8 protein-coding genes and 2 pseudogenes are annotated in these 15,782 nt (G+C 54.8%); 6 read left to right on the plus strand and 4 right to left on the minus strand.

The features are described 5' to 3' along the window. The first annotated feature begins 477 nt into the window (after positions 1–477). Together ACI77D_RS26480 and ACI77D_RS26485 are read left to right on the plus strand one after the other, a co-directional pair. Positions 478–3,324 (plus strand): valine--tRNA ligase, encoded by a 2,847-nt coding sequence (locus tag ACI77D_RS26480; RefSeq protein ID WP_073637252.1) that lies wholly within the window; start codon positions 478–480, stop codon positions 3,322–3,324. Between the two features lie 216 nt (positions 3,325–3,540). Then, positions 3,541–8,697, plus strand: a complete 5,157-nt coding sequence (locus ACI77D_RS26485) for an RHS repeat domain-containing protein (protein WP_407017790.1) — start codon at positions 3,541–3,543, stop codon at positions 8,695–8,697. A gap of 261 nt (positions 8,698–8,958) precedes the next feature. Here ACI77D_RS26485 and ACI77D_RS26490 read toward each other — a convergent pair. Continuing rightward, positions 8,959–9,222: pseudogene (locus tag ACI77D_RS26490) on the minus strand (transposase); the annotation flags it as partial. On the opposite strand from ACI77D_RS26490, the pseudogene ACI77D_RS26495 reads away from it, so the two are divergent. Continuing rightward, positions 9,213–9,361: pseudogene (locus ACI77D_RS26495) on the plus strand (hypothetical protein); the annotation flags it as partial. The pseudogenes ACI77D_RS26490 and ACI77D_RS26495 overlap by 10 nt on opposite strands. 112 nt (positions 9,362–9,473) lie before the next feature. On the opposite strand, the gene ACI77D_RS26500 reads toward ACI77D_RS26495, so the two are convergent. Next, positions 9,474–9,899, minus strand: coding sequence for a hypothetical protein (locus ACI77D_RS26500; RefSeq protein WP_221294017.1), 426 nt, complete (start codon positions 9,897–9,899; stop codon positions 9,474–9,476). A 240-nt stretch (positions 9,900–10,139) separates the two neighbouring features. Here ACI77D_RS26500 and rlmF point away from each other — a divergent pair, with 240 nt between their 5' ends. Then, positions 10,140–11,159 carry a 23S rRNA (adenine(1618)-N(6))-methyltransferase RlmF gene (rlmF, locus tag ACI77D_RS26505; RefSeq protein WP_064450854.1) on the plus strand — a complete coding sequence of 340 codons (1,020 nt, stop codon included), beginning with the start codon at positions 10,140–10,142 and terminating at the stop codon, positions 11,157–11,159. A 77-nt stretch (positions 11,160–11,236) separates the two neighbouring features. Here the strand turns inward: rlmF and ACI77D_RS26510 are convergent, their stop codons facing one another. Continuing rightward, entirely contained in the window at positions 11,237–11,518 is a 282-nt protein-coding gene (locus ACI77D_RS26510; RefSeq protein WP_003188840.1) for an HU family DNA-binding protein, read from the minus strand. Positions 11,519–11,913: 395 nt separating this feature from the next. Here ACI77D_RS26510 and yejK point away from each other — a divergent pair, with 395 nt between their 5' ends. Continuing rightward, a complete protein-coding gene (yejK, locus tag ACI77D_RS26515; protein WP_064450853.1) occupies positions 11,914–12,918 on the plus strand; it encodes a nucleoid-associated protein YejK in 1,005 nt (334 codons plus the stop codon). Beyond that, complete coding sequence (locus tag ACI77D_RS26520; protein ID WP_064450852.1) at positions 12,918–13,268, plus strand: glutaredoxin family protein; 351 nt, start codon at positions 12,918–12,920, stop codon at positions 13,266–13,268. Before yejK ends, ACI77D_RS26520 begins: the two co-directional genes overlap by 1 nt. Before the next feature lie 139 nt (positions 13,269–13,407). Here the strand turns inward: ACI77D_RS26520 and ACI77D_RS26525 are convergent, their stop codons facing one another. Next, positions 13,408–15,648 (minus strand): TonB-dependent receptor, encoded by a 2,241-nt coding sequence (locus tag ACI77D_RS26525; RefSeq protein ID WP_407017791.1) that lies wholly within the window; start codon positions 15,646–15,648, stop codon positions 13,408–13,410. Positions 15,649–15,782: the final 134 nt, after the last annotated feature.

Below are 15,782 nucleotides of genomic sequence, written 5' to 3' on the forward strand. Positions count from 1 at the left end.
AGGCGGCAGCGTTTTGTTTGGCAAACCTCAAGCTGACAGCAACGGTGATTGGAACCTGCAACTGAGTCAGGACATCTACTCCACCTCGACGCCACTGGCCCTGGCGGAATTCAATGCCAACGGTGGTCAGGTGTCTGGCTGGACAGCAGTTATCCTGACCATGAGCAAGACATAAACCAGTCTGGTCGCACGGTAGCTGGTGACGCGCGAAGCACAATGACTCAGCGTGCGATACCAGCGACCAAGCGCCCATTTCACGGGGCTAAATCGGTCTGAACAGCAGCGTATTGCCAGAATGGGCTTACGTAACAATTACCCTCGCTCAAAAAGAGAGTGCCAGCCTGTGTAAACCACATCGAGTTCAACCGGGTGATGCAGTTTTTTACATCGCCCATCACCTCGCCCTACGCGCGCTGGCTCATCCCCGCTATACTTCCCGGCTTTTCCTGAATAAATGCCAATAGGGTCCCGCCGCGCATGGATAAGACCTACCAGCCGCACGCCATTGAAACTTCCTGGTACAACACCTGGGAGTCCGAGAACTATTTCGCCCCGCAAGGCGCGGGCGAGTCCTACACCATCATGATTCCGCCACCGAACGTCACTGGCAGCCTGCACATGGGCCATGGCTTCAACAATGCGATCATGGATGCGTTGATCCGTTTCCGCCGCATGCAGGGCCGCAACACCCTGTGGCAACCGGGCACCGACCACGCCGGTATCGCCACGCAGATGCTGGTGGAACGCCAACTCGAGGCCACCGGCCAGAACCGTCACGACCTGGGTCGCGAGAAATTCCTGGAAAAGATCTGGGAATGGAAAGACCAGTCCGGCGGCAATATCAGCCGTCAGATCCGTCGCCTGGGTTCGTCCGTCGACTGGAGCCGCGAGCGCTTCACCATGGACGACGGCCTGTCGGAATCCGTGAAAGAAGCCTTCGTACGCCTGCACGAAGACGGCCTGATCTACCGTGGCAAGCGCCTGGTCAACTGGGACACCAAGTTGCACACGGCGATTTCCGACCTTGAAGTGGAAAACCACGACGAGAAAGGTTTCCTGTGGAACCTCAAGTACCCGCTGGCCGATGGCGCCAAGACCGCTGAAGGCAACGACTACCTGATCGTCGCCACCACCCGTCCGGAAACCATGCTCGGCGACGCCGCCGTCGCAGTTAACCCGAACGACGAGCGCTACCAGGCGCTGATCGGCAAGTTCGTCGAGCTGCCGTTGGTGGGTCGCCGTATCCCGATCATCGCAGACGACTACTGTGACCCTGAATTCGGCACCGGCTGCGTGAAAATCACCCCGGCCCACGATTTCAACGACTACGAAGTCGGCAAGCGCCACAACCTGCCGCTGTTGAACATCTTCGACAAAAACGCCGCCGTATTGCCGGCCTGTCAGGTGTTCAATCTGGACGGCACGCTGAACGACAGCATCGACGGCAAGATCCCGGCCGAATACGCCGGCCTCGACCGTTTCGAAGCGCGCAAGCAGATCGTGGCCGCCTTTGACGCTGCCGGCTTGCTGGTGAGCGTTGACGACCACGGCCTCAAAGTGCCGAAGGGCGACCGTTCCGGCACCGTAATCGAGCCATGGCTGACCGACCAGTGGTACGTGTCCACCAAACCATTGGCCGAGCCTGCGATTGCTGCCGTGGAAGACGGCCGCATTCAGTTCGTGCCCAAACAGTACGAAAACATGTACTTCTCGTGGATGCGCGACATCCAGGACTGGTGCATCAGCCGTCAGCTGTGGTGGGGCCACCGCATTCCGGCCTGGTACGACGAGTCGGGCAAAGTCTATGTAGGCCGCGACGAAGCCGAAGTGCGCGCCAAGCACAACCTCGGCCCGGACGTTGCGCTGCAACAGGACAACGACGTACTGGACACCTGGTTCAGCTCCGGCCTGTGGACCTTCTCCACCCTGGGCTGGCCGCAGCAGACCGAGTTCCTGAAGAAATTCCACTCCACCGATGTACTGGTGACCGGCTTCGACATCATTTTCTTCTGGGTTGCCCGGATGATCATGCTGACCATGCACCTGGTGAAGAACGAGGACGGCACCCCGCAAGTACCGTTCAAGACCGTGTACGTGCACGGCCTGGTGCGGGATGGCCAGGGCCAGAAGATGTCCAAGTCCAAAGGCAACGTCCTGGACCCGCTGGACATCATCGACGGCATCGACCTGGAAACCCTGGTGCAGAAACGCACCTCGGGCCTGATGCAGCCAAAGTTGGCCAAGAAGATCGAGAAGCAGACCCGCGACGAGTTCGCCGATGGCATTGCCAGCTACGGTACCGACGCCCTGCGTTTCACCTTCTGCTCGCTGGCGTCCACCGGTCGCGACATCAAGTTCGACATGGGCCGCGTCGAAGGCTACCGCAACTTCTGCAACAAGATCTGGAACGCCGCGCGCTACGTGCTGGACAAAGGCGAAGACTGCGGCCAGAACGGCGAAGCAGTTGAGCTGAGCCTGGCGGATCGCTGGATCATCTCGCAGTTGCAGCGCACCGAAGCCGAAGTAACCCGCCAACTTGACCAGTTCCGTTTCGACCTGGCCGCACAGGCCTTGTACGAGTTCATTTGGAACCAGTATTGCGACTGGTACCTGGAACTGTCCAAGCCCGTGCTGTGGGACGAAAACTCGCCGATCGAACGCCAGCGCGGCACCCGTCGCACCTTGGTACGCGTACTGGAAGTGGCACTGCGCCTGGCGCACCCGTTCATGCCGTTCATCACCGAAGAGATCTGGCAGCGCATCGCGCCGCTGGCCGGTATCGAAGGCAAAACCATCATGCTGCAACCTTGGCCGGTGGCCAATGAAGCGCGCATCGATGAGGCGGCCGAAAGCGATATCGAATGGCTCAAGACCCTGATGATGGGCACGCGTAACATCCGTGCCGAGATGAACATCGGGCCGGGCAAGCCGTTGGCAGTGTTTGTGAAGAACGCCAGCAGCGAAGATCAGCGTCGCCTCAGCGAGAACGACGCACTGCTCAAGAAGCTGGCGAAGCTGGAGTCGATCACGGTATTGGCTGACGGCGCCGAAGCACCGCTGTCCGCGACCGCGCTGGTCGGCGAGATGGAAGTGCTGGTGCCGATGGCCGGCCTGATCGACAAAGGCGCGGAATTGGCCCGTCTCGATAAGGAAATCCTGCGCCTGCAAGGCGAAGTGCAGCGAGTGGGCGGCAAGCTGTCCAACGCGGCGTTCGTCGACAAGGCGCCGGCGGAGGTGATCGATAAGGAGCGCGCCAAGTTGGCTGAAGCTGAACAGGCTCAGGGCAAGTTGGCGGAGCAACGCAGTCGGATTGCCAGCTTGTAAGTCAATGCTGGAATAAAAAGAGAGACCTTCGGGTCTCTTTTTTTTGCGCAAAATTAACTGATCTAACTATGGAGACACTTAAGCGCAAAAAGTTATAAAAAACTGTCAACATTGACAGTATCAACCCACTGGAAAGCGGCATTACTCTGAAACAAAGCTCTCTGCCGTGCATCATTTTGCAGCACGGAGGCAGCCTACTTTTTAAGGAGTTTCCAGATGGCTAATTCGACAGCTGTTAAACAACGTGTCGTTAACGAAGGTAGCCCGAATATTCATGGGGTCGACCCCTTTTCGGGCGCATTTTGCACATTTATCCCGATAGCTGAATTAGTTGGAAATAATGGGTTGGGCCCGACTTTGGATCTGAAGGTTTACCACACGTCGGGCCGCGGCACCCACTACCTCGAAAATTGTAGTATCCGATTTAACCATGCTTATTTTTACGAAGACCGTCTACCAACACTTCAGAGCAACAATTTCGGCGAAATTTACTTAGAGAACGGAGCCAGTTGGACATGGGACGGAAAAAGCGATATTGCCTTACCCCACGTCGTTATCAGCCGGGATAGCAAGCAACTTAAATTCACACATAAAAGTGGAAAACAAGAACGTCTTACCAAATTCCAAGCCCCCTCATCCAACCCGCAAATAGATGAAGGCTATTATCTTCCAACTACAATAAGTTCACCCTCTGGGCATAAAATTTACCTCCAATGGGATTTGATTAAAGAAACCAACTCACTCATAAACCTGTGGCTCCCACGCCTACAGTCAGTATCCGACGAGTCAGGAACCCTATTGACCGTTGGTTACACCATGCTCGGCAGCATAATGCAGGTCACTTTCGATGTATGGCCAGGAACCAACGACAATTACACGATGGATTTTCAATTTACCGAGGGCTTGTTGAGTACAGTACGGCAGAGCAACCAGATAGACACGACAGCGTTCGAGTACACCGGCTCTATCAGCAAAATAAAACACAGCAGCGGACTCACGGAGGCAATTAGTTATCAGAACGGCAAAGTTTCCAACCACCTTATTACCGACAACAACGCGACCATCATACAAAACAATCAATATATTTACACCACCTCAAAAGGCAACCAAATCACCTCAGTAACGGAGATAGGCAATAAAAAAACTGAATATCAGTTTTCGACCAACCGCCTACCGACAAAAGAAACAACTTGGGTAGATGGCTTATTATTGAAAACCGTTGAGTTAAGTAGAACCGTGAAAAACGGAGGGACTGTCCTCACGGGTGCCGCTAATGACCCCCTCCCAGACCGTATTGAAAGCACCACTAGCACGACCTACACCAACCCCGACCTGACCGCTCGCAAGGAAGTCGTCGTTATCACAATGGACACCTTAGGCAACATCATTTCAAAGACAGAAAACGGCGTAACAACGGAGTGGACTTATTATCGGGGAATGTTGGAAGAAGACATACTCGTCAAAACAGAAAGAGTTAAAACTCCCATAACGCCTTTGAGTGTTATTGCGGCCACAGGTGATTACGCAAACCCTATCGGCTGGGGATTCCTGCTGTTCGGTAAAGCCGGGTTGACCTGGGGTACACGTGAGCTGCGCCAAAAGGTTATTTCGCCTTACGTCACCAGTAACGGTCAACAGACCTTCAACCTCCCGGTGGCCATTCGTTGCCCTGGCGACCCAAATTACTTCAAGGTTCACGTCGAATCCGAAAAGGTCTATACCCTGAACAACGGCCAACGGACTGACTTGCAGTGGACCTTCTACAGTTACGATGGGCTGCCGGTCAAAGACGCCCTGGTAAAAGGTCCAACCCTCAAACCTTCGAAAAAATTGACAATCTATAACCCGGTTGGGGATGCCAATGGCAGGCTCTCATCATGGGCGAACGGCAACATGGTGCTTGAAGAGAATACTTATGATACCGACATTAATTCACCTCACCATGGGCGGTTATTGAACAGCACGCAATCTATCCTTGACGCCGCCGGCAAGGTCGTTCCGGGCTCTGTAGTCAGTACTGCGATCGACTACGGGCTTTCCAACAATCAACTCACTACAACCACTTATGTGACCGCGGGCACTGCACCTGCAGTCACCGGAACTCAAGTCATTCAAACGCTCACCGGCTTGCTTAAGGCCCACATTGATGCCCAAGACAATACGACCCTTTATGAATACGACGCGCAGCGCCGTATAATCCAACAAACCGTATATGCCGGCGAGCCCGAGCTCAAAGGCACGACCACTTTCACCTACGTAGACGCTGGCACCGAAACTCAAGTAACGCGTACCAGCCCGTTCGGAGAACAAAGCAGAGACGTATTTGATACGTTGGGCCGCCCCATCCGAAACGAGTGGCTACACACTGATGGTTCATGGCTGAAGTTATACGAAATAACTTACGACGCCCAAGGTCGAGAGGCGTCCACGACACAATTCGACTACACCGCCAATAAAACGCAATTGCCCCCGCAAACACGTAACTTCAGCTATGACCGCTGGGGGCAGCTCTCAGAAATCAAGTGGGCCGCGAGTGGTGAGACCGAGAATTTTTCGTACGACCCGGTCAACCGCAAGACCTCAACCTGGGTAGCACAAGGCAGTGAAACGGGCGGGCGCACCATACAGGTATTCGACGAACCCGGTGGAGAACAACGCCACGAGTCGTATCTTCATGCCAATGGTAAGTTCGTGAGCTCACAGACGTATCGCTACAACGCCCTAGGTCATCTGACCACCGAGACTTCAAGCGAGGCATATGCGATTCACCGTAATTACGACGCTTTTGGTCGCGTAAGCCGTGTGGAAACCGCCGGTATCACAACGATTAATGACTTTCCTGCCCATATCCAAGCACCCGTAGCGACAGCTGCCAAGCTGGAATCCAGCGGCCAAACAGTTTCACTGGGCACCCAGACAGTAGATGGCCTGAGCCGCGTGACGGCTACCGTACTCGGCGGCACTAAAGTGAACTATGCCTATATCGGCAGCGGGAATTGGGGCAAAGCAGATACTCAACCCAGCGCAACGAACACCTCATCTACTCGCATTAAGCTGAGCAATGCTTGGGACGCGCAAACCCGTACCCTTACTGAAACCATTACCGGAGGCATTAACCGAGGTAGTGATTCAACTACCTCTCAAGCAAGATACGAATACTCCATTCAAGGCCTCTTACTGCGATCAACTGATGCGTTCGGTAACAGCACTCAATACACTTACGACACCCAAGGCCGTCTACTGAACAGCGCCAGCGCAACGCTGACCGTAGATTTTATATATGGCCCGCTAGGTAGACTGGAATCCGAAACATTGAATGATCTAACCCATGGTAAGACCATGACGACTGCGTACACTTACAACGCATCCGGTCAAGAAATTCAACGTCAATTCAATGCCACAGGTTTTCCACCCCTTACATTAAAAACAACGTATACCACCTCTTTAATCGCTGAAATGGAAATACTGCAAGGTGCATCACTGTTGCGCAAGGAAGAGTACCGTTACGATTTCAGAGGGCAACTCGAAACCTATCTGTGCAGCGGCCCCCATAAACCCTCCACGCCTGACCGCTATGTGATTGACCGACAGGATTTTATATACGACATGGCCGGCAACCTGATTCAATGTACCGTGACAAGCAATGGCAGTACGTTTATCGATAAATACACATTTGGGGCTGCAGACCCCTGCCAACCTCAATCCACTACACTTCAGAGAGGTACGACTCAACAAACTCATTCTTATAAATATGACAGCCTTGGTTATTGTATAAACAAAGACGGCTTCCCACTCACTTACAATATCCAGGGTCAATTAACCGTTCACAGTGACGCACAACAACGTTTCGACTACCATTACGACAACATTGGCCGACTCGCTGGGTGCTCAGGTACGGGCCACTACGACCAGTACTATTATAAAGATGACTTCCAATACGCTCGGAAAGGTGTATTTAGCAGCAATGGAGTTTTTAGCTACCGCACTTCTATTTTGATGAACCAGAGCACTTCCTGCTTATTGCTGCAGCAGAGTATCAACCAAGACAGCAACATGCCAACAACAAGCCGCAGTTTCGAGGTAAAAGACATCAAAGGCTCGGTGATTGCCAGTTACGACCTGTCTACCAATTCAATTTCATACTTTGTTTACACGCCATACGGCTATCGCCCTCATACCATCGATCAGCGCTCGTGGGTTGGGTTTAACGGCCACCCCATGGACAGCGTTACCGGTAATTATCCTCTGGGGAACGGAGCGAGAGTCTACAATCCCGCGAAACAAAGCTTTGACGCTCCTGACCCTATCAGTCCGTTTGGTGCAGGTGGATCAAATCGATATCGGTATTGCAGCAACGACCCGGTCAATAAAAGTGACCCCTCTGGGTTCGCGGAGGTCTTGAACCAATACTCTGTCATTACCCACGCGCCAGCGATCGAAAACCCGGTTGTAGCCGCTGTGGGGATCGGCGTAATCGGTATCGCACTGGCACCCTTTACCGGCGGTGCTTCAATAGGGTGGACGGTAGCAGCGGTAGGTTTAGCTACTGTGTCCGCGGGCTTTGGTATCGCCTCTGCGGCACTACGAGAAAGTGACCCTGACCTCTCAGAAGCATTAGGTTGGGCTGCACTCGGGACCGGTCTGCTCGAAGCAGGCGCAGGCGCCGGGCTAGCTTTGCGCGCTGCAAGAGCAGGGGCAAAGGGGGCAGCCAGGGAAACCAGTCTCGCGTATCAACACAGCAGCATAGCCAAAGGCCAGATGGGCGTTGAAACGCTGACCGTTAAGACACGGAGTCTTGGTTTTCACAATGGACCCGCTTCATATGAGCTTTACAGCGGAGGTCCGAACGCTACTAAAGCGTATATTTACAGCCACGGAGCGTCGCGTGCCGAGAAGTTCCGATTCGCTCTTCCATCAGGAGTGGACCTTCATTTTTTCGCACCTAAAGGCGCGTCAATTGCGACAGATGATAGCCGATTGCTACAGCATCTTTCGGGAAGGCTGAATGGAAACTATATAAGCAAAGCACACAATTCACTTAACCCCAAATTAGCACCCGACTATATCTTGACCGAGTTCAAGCCTAAAGACATGGTAACCAACAATATTCTCAAAACGCCGCAAGACCTGGACAAAGTATTGAAACAATTAGCAGCGGCCCATAGTATCGATATTATTCGCCCAAAGGGTCAGATACCGCTCAGCGAATTGATCACGTCACTTCAAGCGCAGAACTACAAAAAAATATACGGCTCGTTTTGCCGGGGTCCTATTCGGGATTTCGTTGGCGTCGCAGAAATCAAAAGAATAAGACATTCAAAATGGCGCATGTTCGTACTGGACATGGACGCCTCATTGGCTAATCGAGTTTAACCAAGCAACATCTCCTACTCACGATGGAGACCTCGCTAACACCGCGCTCCCGATGCACTCGGGAGCCGGCATCGGCCTGATACACGCCGCCACCAAGTTGAAAGTGCACCCCCTAAGGAAGGTCTGAAGTACCCACCGTTTTTTGATCCCCTCTTTGCGTGAGGTTCAAAAAGCGCTGATTCGGTCGAATCATTAGACCTTTCCACTTCTTAATTCATGATTTTCCTCTAAGTCGCGCTGTTTCAGGGCGATTAGCCCGCATTACAGGCGCACCTCTCCAGTATTCAACAATCGTTTTCGCACCATCCACAAGTTCGACAAGGCGAACAACGTCGTCTGCTGAGCACTGCTTTTCGTCAGACCACGAAAGCGCACTTTCGTATAGCCAAACTGGCGCTTGATCACCCGAAACGGATGCTCAACCTTGGCTCTGACTTGCGCTTTCGCATACTCAAACCCGCGTAGCACACTGCCGATCACTATGTCTTCGCCATGCTCTTTGTACGAGCTTGGCCGTGCAGCAAGTGGACGGCAAGCTGTCCAACTCGGCGTTTTTGGACAATGCGCCGGCTGAAGTGATCGAGAAGGAACCCGCCAAGTTGGCCGAGGCTGAGCGGGCGTTGGGTAAGCTGGCCGAGCACATGTGTGGATCTCCAGTCTGTAAGCTGGAAACCATGTAAAAAAGAGACCTTCTCAGGTCTCTTTTTTATGGGCGCTTTTTGATCAATATGGCAACTATCAACTTGCCACGAGCGAGCAGCAGGTTGAGGGCGGGCTTATTGCGATACAGGCGGAACATTTACCTGGCCCGTACCCGGATCGCCCACTTTCCCATTCACCCTGACCCCTTTAGAAACCCATTTCCCCGAAGTAACAGTAAACTGGACATTTGATCCCGCTGGAAGATTCAGCGGAGAAGAAAGGGTCGTATTCTGGACGCTAATATTAGTCGCCTTTGAACCATTATTTTCAATAAAGAGGTTTTTACCTTCTCTGAGTGAAGCCCCAGCCACTCCAATAGTGAGCGGATCGGCAAAGTCGCCATCACTGACCCGAAACGCAGATGCACCTGCTGACTCTACAATAATGGTCCCGGCAGTTTGACCACTCTGCGTATTCTCCAAAGGAGACTCCCCCGCCGCCCACGCATTCATCGCCAGCAAGATAGACCCAACTAAAATGACAGAAAAGTGCTTTTTCATTGTGTTATTACCTTAAGTAGATTGAGACCAACCTGTGTATTTCAATAAAAAATTAACACACTGAAAAATCAATAATCTACTGTCAGAAATAACAGGTCAGCTAACCATTAAAGAATAACCCTTCACGTTATAATTCCGATTTTACGCGCATTCTGGTTATTCTCCCAAAGCTAGATATTCCTGTTTTCAGTCAGGAATGTGTGACAATGCCCACCACTTTGAGCCAACACCAGAATCAACATGACCGCCCCCAGCACACCCAAACCACCGCGCAAGAAGCCTAAAACCGCCGCCACGGCCAAACCCGTCGCGCCGCGTAAAGAGGCCACCTTGCATCCGCGTAACCGCCACACAGGCCGTTACGACTTCCCGGCGCTGATCAAAACGACGCCGGAACTGGCGAAATTCGTGATCATCAACCCCTATGGCAAGGAAAGTATCGACTTTGCCAGCCCTGACGCGGTGCGGGTCTTCAACCGGGCGCTGCTGAAAGCCTTCTACGGCATCCAGCATTGGGATATCCCAGCCGACTACCTGTGCCCGCCAGTGCCGGGGCGTGCCGACTATGTGCATTTCCTCGCCGACCTGCTGGCCAGCGTCAACGACGGCAAGATTCCGCGCGGTTCAATCGTCAAGGTGCTGGACATCGGCATGGGCGCCAACTGTGTCTATCCGTTGATTGGCTACATGGAGTACCGCTGGAACTTCCTCGGCTCCGAGGTCGACCCTATCGCCGTGGCCGCGGCCAGGGCCATCGTGCAGTCCAATGACCTGAGCAAGGTCATCCAGTTGCGCCAGCAAACCAACCCCAAGCAAATCCTGTTGGGCCTGCTGGAGCCGGGCGAGCGCTTTGATCTGACCATGTGCAACCCGCCGTTCCACGCGTCCATGGACGAAGCCACCAAGGGCAGCGAACGCAAGTGGCGCGCGCTGGGCAAGGCCGATCCCAAGCGCAAGTTGCCGGTACTGAACTTCGGCGGGCAATCGGCGGAGTTGTGGTGCGAAGGCGGTGAAGCGCGCTTCGTCACGCAGCTTATCGCTGAGAGTGCGCATTTTGCCCACAAGGTGTTGTGGTTCAGCACATTGGTGTCAAAAGCGTCAAATTTGCCCGCGATTGAGACGGCACTCAAAAAAGCCAACGTGCTGGAAAGTCATGTGGTGGAGATGTCCCAGGGCCAAAAGCAAAGCCGTTTCGTGGCCTGGACTTTCCAGACCAAGAACGAGCAGCAGATCTGGCGCCAGCGCTGGGTTCGCGACTAGCCCTTCATCACAGTAAACCGCAGGCAACAAAAAACCGTGCCCGGATCGCTCCGAAGCACGGTTTTTTTTGCTGCGTCTTACTTGTTAACAGCGTCGGTCAGGCCTTTGGCCACAACCAGCTTGATAACTTTCTTGGCAGCGATTTCGATGGCGGCGCCAGTCGAAGGGTTACGGCCAGTACGGGCTGGACGCTCGGTCACTTTCAGTTTGCCAACGCCTGGCAGAGTGATTTCGCCGCCGTTTTCCAGCTGATCAGCAACAACTTGGCTCAGTTGGTCCAGCAGAGCGCGCACGGTAGTTTTCGGTGCGTCTACTGCTTCAGCCAGGTCAGCGATCAGTTGGTCTTTAGTAATAGCCATTGTGGTGTTCCTTCCCTATCAAATTCATATGGATTGCAGAGTGCAGTGTCAGCCGTCGAGCCCGACCGTCATGGCCTGGCACCCCCGGCCATAACCACGGAGATCGGGGTTATAGATGCTTGAAACGGGGATTGGTTCGACCTGACAGATGCTGAATGCACGCTTAACGCCGAGACTTGGCGTAAGACGGGGCAAAACTAGCACAGAGACGGGGAAATATCCGCCTCAACATACCCATTTGGTCAGCTTTATCGCTCTAAACCGTGAAAAAAAGGCATATAGGCCGTCGGAGAGCGGCCAAAGCACCCTTGGACACGTGTCTTGGCCAATGGGTGCGGTACACTGGGCAACTTTTCGGGGAGGCCAACCGCTCCCCTCAACCAGCCGAGAAGCCTATGCCGATCCGTCATTGCATCGTCCACCTGATCGACAAAAAACCCGACGGCACCCCCGCAATTCTCCATGCCCGCGACTCCGAGCTTGCCGAGTCGGCCGCCATCGAGAACATGCTTGCCGACCTCAACGAGAGCTACAACGCCAAACAAGGCAAGGCCTGGGGTTTCTTCCATGCCGAGTCCGGCGCGCACCCGTTCAGCGGCTGGTTGAAGGAGTATTTTGACGGCGGCCAGGATTTCACCACCTTCAGCCGCACGGCAGTCGAACATCTGCAAAAGCTGATGGAGGAGTCCAACCTCTCCACCGGCGGCCACGTGCTGTTTGCCCACTACCAACAAGGCATGACCGACTACCTGGCCATCGCCCTGCTCCACCACAGCGAAGGCGTGGCCGTGACCGATCAGCTGGACGTGACCCCCTCACGCCACCTGGACCTGGGCCAATTGCACCTGGCAGCGCGGATCAACGTCTCCGAGTGGCAGAACAACAAGCAGTCCAAGCAATACATCTCCTTTATCAAGGGCAAGAACGGCAAGAAGGTCTCGGAGTACTTCCGCGACTTTATCGGCTGCCAGGAAGGCATCGATGGCCCGGGCGAGACCCGTACCCTGCTCAAGGCATTCAGCGACTTCGTCGAAAGCGAAGACCTGCCGGATGAATCGGCCCGCGAGAAAACCAAGACCCTCGTGGACTACGCCAGCAGCCAGGCCAAGCTCGGCGAGCCGATGGGCCTGGAAGAACTGTCGGGTTTGATCGATGAAGATCGGCCTAAGGCGTTCTATGACCATATCCGCAACAAGGATTACGGCCTGTCGCCGGAGATCCCGGCCGACAAACGCACTCTCAACCAGTTCCGTCGTTTCACCGGGCGTGCCGAGGGGCTGTCGATCAGCTTTGAAGCGCACCTGCTGGGCGACAAGATCGAGTACGACGAGGCCGCCGGCACCTTGATCATCAAGGGTCTGCCGACCCAATTGACTGACCAGCTCAAGCGCCGTAACTGATGCTTGGCGGGGTTCTCAAGAAGGTCCTGCTGGTATTGCTGGTCGTGGTGGTCATCCAGAACTGGGGCAAGATCGAGCGGCTGTTCAACCCCTCGCAGGTGGTGTCGGAGCAGGTACGCGCCTCAGCGCGCGTGGTGCTCTATTCCACCGAGTGGTGTGGCTACTGCAAGCAGATCCGGCGCTTTCTGGATCAGAAAGGCATTCCATACCAGGCGCTGGATATCGAGAAGGACGCCCAGGCGCGCAAGGCCTATGAGGCCTTGGGCGGCGGCGGGATTCCGTTTGTGGACGTGAATGGCACGCTGATTCGCGAGTTCAACCCTGAAGCGATTATGGCCGCGCTGAAGTAACCCAATTTGTAAAACACTGCAGATCAAATGTGGGAGCGGGCTTGCTCGCGAAGGCGGACTGTCAGTCAATGCATCTGGCACTGACCCACCGCTTTCGCGAGCAAGCCCGCTCCCACATTTAGCTCAGCGGCACCTTTAATTAGAAGTTGGCTTCCAGCGACACCATCGCCGTGCGTTCCTCACCCACGTTGTAATACGCCGTGCTCGGCGCCAGGCCGTTTACCGGTGCCGAGTTGAACGACACGGTGCGCGCCGAGCTCAAGTATTCCTTGTCGAACACGTTAAGCATCGAGAACCGCAGGGCCGCGGACTTGATGACTTTCTTGTCCACCGGCAAGTAGATACCGGCGTTGAGGTCAAACACGGTACGGCCGGAGATTTTTTCGTCGTTGGTCAAATCGCCGTAGAAACTGCCGACGTATTTGCCCGCAACGTTGCCGTAGAAACGCGAGTCGTCATAGCCGAACACCAGGTTGAACATGTTTTCCGGCACGTTGGCCAGTTGCTTGCCCGCTGTGGGCAGCAACACATTCTTGCTGAGCACATTGTCTTTCTGCTCAGACTGGGTGTAGGTGTAGGAGGCGTAGTAGTTGAAGTTGTGCGGCAACAGGCCACTCCATTCCAGCTCCAGGCCTTTGTTGTCGACCTTGCCGACGTTGATCACTGCGTAGTCACCGTTCAAGTCGGTGGTCGACAACTGGCGATCCTTGAAGCTGATGTAGAACAAGGTCGCGCTCAGCGCCAGGGTGTCTTCGGTGTAGCGCCAGCCCAGTTCCTGGTTCCAGCTTAACTCAGGCTTCAGGCTGACGGAGTCGCCCTTGTTGTACAGCACGTAGTTCGGCGGCGTACGCATGTTGCGGGTAACGTTGTAGAACGCCTGGTTGCTCTCGTCGACCTGGTACTTGGTGCTGAAGTTCGGCAGGAACTGGTGGTAACGGGTGTTACGTTTTTCCGGCGTGTCGTACAGGCTGCCCAGATTGTTGCCGTCGCGCTCGACGTACTGGTACGCAACGCCACCGACAAAACTCAGGTCCGGCGTGGCTTGCCAGCTGTCCTGAACCCAAAGCTTCTGAGCCGGGGTGATGGTGTAGTAATGACGACCCTGTACGGTCGCGCCGTTCTTGTCGACCACCTGGCCGCCGCTGTTGTAGTCACCCCACACATCATCGGGTGCGCCTTCGCCGTTGATCCCGATAAAGGGCTGGGTCTGGCGCTGGCGAGCACGTTCATACCAATAGCCGTAATCCAGGCTGTGTTCTTCGTTGATGTCCCATTTCATTTTGGCGGTGACGCCAGGGCGCCAGGTTTCGGTCCACGAAGGGCGATAGTAGTTGAGCGATTTCAGGTTGCTCAGGTCGTAGTTGCCGGCCTTGTCGGACTTGGGCCCCAGGTTCGAAGCGGTCTGGCCGCTGAAACTGCCACCGTTGGCCCAGTAGTAATAAGGTGTGACCGTCAGCGACAGGTTGTCTTGCAGTTGCCAGCGCTGAGTGAGCGTGGCGTTGACGCTTTCGAACGGGTTGCGGTTGAGCTTGTAGGACGACGACAGCAAACCCGACTTGTAAACCGGGGTCTCCGAGAAGTCCTTGCGTCGCCCTTCTGTCTCGAACTGCGACTTGCTCAGGGTGTTGTAGTTGTAGTTTTCCTGGTTGTTGTATTTCACCGTGGCCAGGGTCGAGTTGCCATTGCCGTCTTCGAACAGGCTGCTCCACTCGACTTTGTCGCTGCGCAATGTGCCCTTGCCGCGCCACTTGTCACCTTCCAGATGAGACGCCGAGACCCAGGTCTTGAGGCCACCGAAATCGCCGGTATTCACCCGCACGAACGTTTTGCGCAGATCGTTGGCGCCGACGATCTGTTTGGCGAACACCCCGGACTCTTTGGTCGGCCGCAGGGTGATCATGCCGATGTTGCCGCCGCTGGAGCCGATGTGCGGGCCGTCCGCTTCCGAAGAGCCTTGGGTGGCGAATACTTCGGCGAGGTTTTCCGGGTCGCCCAGCTGGTTTGAATAAACGCTGTAGTTGCCCGAGTCGTTGATCGGCACGCCATCGACGGAAACCCCGATCTGGTCGGAGTTCATGCCACGCATGGTGAAGTTGGTGCCGCTGGTGCCGCTGGCGTCATCACTGGAAACGTTGATGCCCGGCGTGTATTTGAGTTTGTCGATGGCGTTGGCGGTCCCCGACATTTCGTCCATGGCTTCCTTGGTCACCGTCGATCGCGCCTTGGCACTTTCTTCGCGAATCATGTGGCCGTTGCCCAGGCTCTGTTTGCCGGCGACGTCCACCGAACCGACATCCTGCGTGGTGTCTGCCAAAACCAGTGGCGCAAAGCTTCCTAGGCCCGAGGCTAACAGCAGGGCAGAGAGTGTGTTGATCTTCACGAGTAGATCCCTTACGTGCATCTATCTGTTGTTATGGAGGGAGGTGCTGGCTGTCAGAACCGGGTGAACGGCGACGCCAATCTTCCTGACCACCTGTTCAGGAATCCGGGGATCATCCTTGGCGCGTGTAACGG

Source organism: Pseudomonas sp. O39 (assembly GCF_045447295.1).
GTDB classification, from domain to species: Bacteria; Pseudomonadota; Gammaproteobacteria; order Pseudomonadales; family Pseudomonadaceae; genus Aquipseudomonas; species Aquipseudomonas antarctica_A.

Coding starts and splice junctions, on each gene's coding strand:
- ACI77D_RS26480 (WP_073637252.1), top strand. CDS start 478: ATGGATAAGACCTACCAGCCGCACGCCATTGAAACTTCCTGGTACAAC.
- ACI77D_RS26485 (WP_407017790.1), top strand. CDS start 3,541: ATGGCTAATTCGACAGCTGTTAAACAACGTGTCGTTAACGAAGGTAGC.
- ACI77D_RS26500 (WP_221294017.1), bottom strand. CDS start 9,899: ATGAAAAAGCACTTTTCTGTCATTTTAGTTGGGTCTATCTTGCTGGCG.
- rlmF (WP_064450854.1), top strand. CDS start 10,140: ATGACCGCCCCCAGCACACCCAAACCACCGCGCAAGAAGCCTAAAACC.
- ACI77D_RS26510 (WP_003188840.1), bottom strand. CDS start 11,518: ATGGCTATTACTAAAGACCAACTGATCGCTGACCTGGCTGAAGCAGTA.
- yejK (WP_064450853.1), top strand. CDS start 11,914: ATGCCGATCCGTCATTGCATCGTCCACCTGATCGACAAAAAACCCGAC.
- ACI77D_RS26520 (WP_064450852.1), top strand. CDS start 12,918: ATGCTTGGCGGGGTTCTCAAGAAGGTCCTGCTGGTATTGCTGGTCGTG.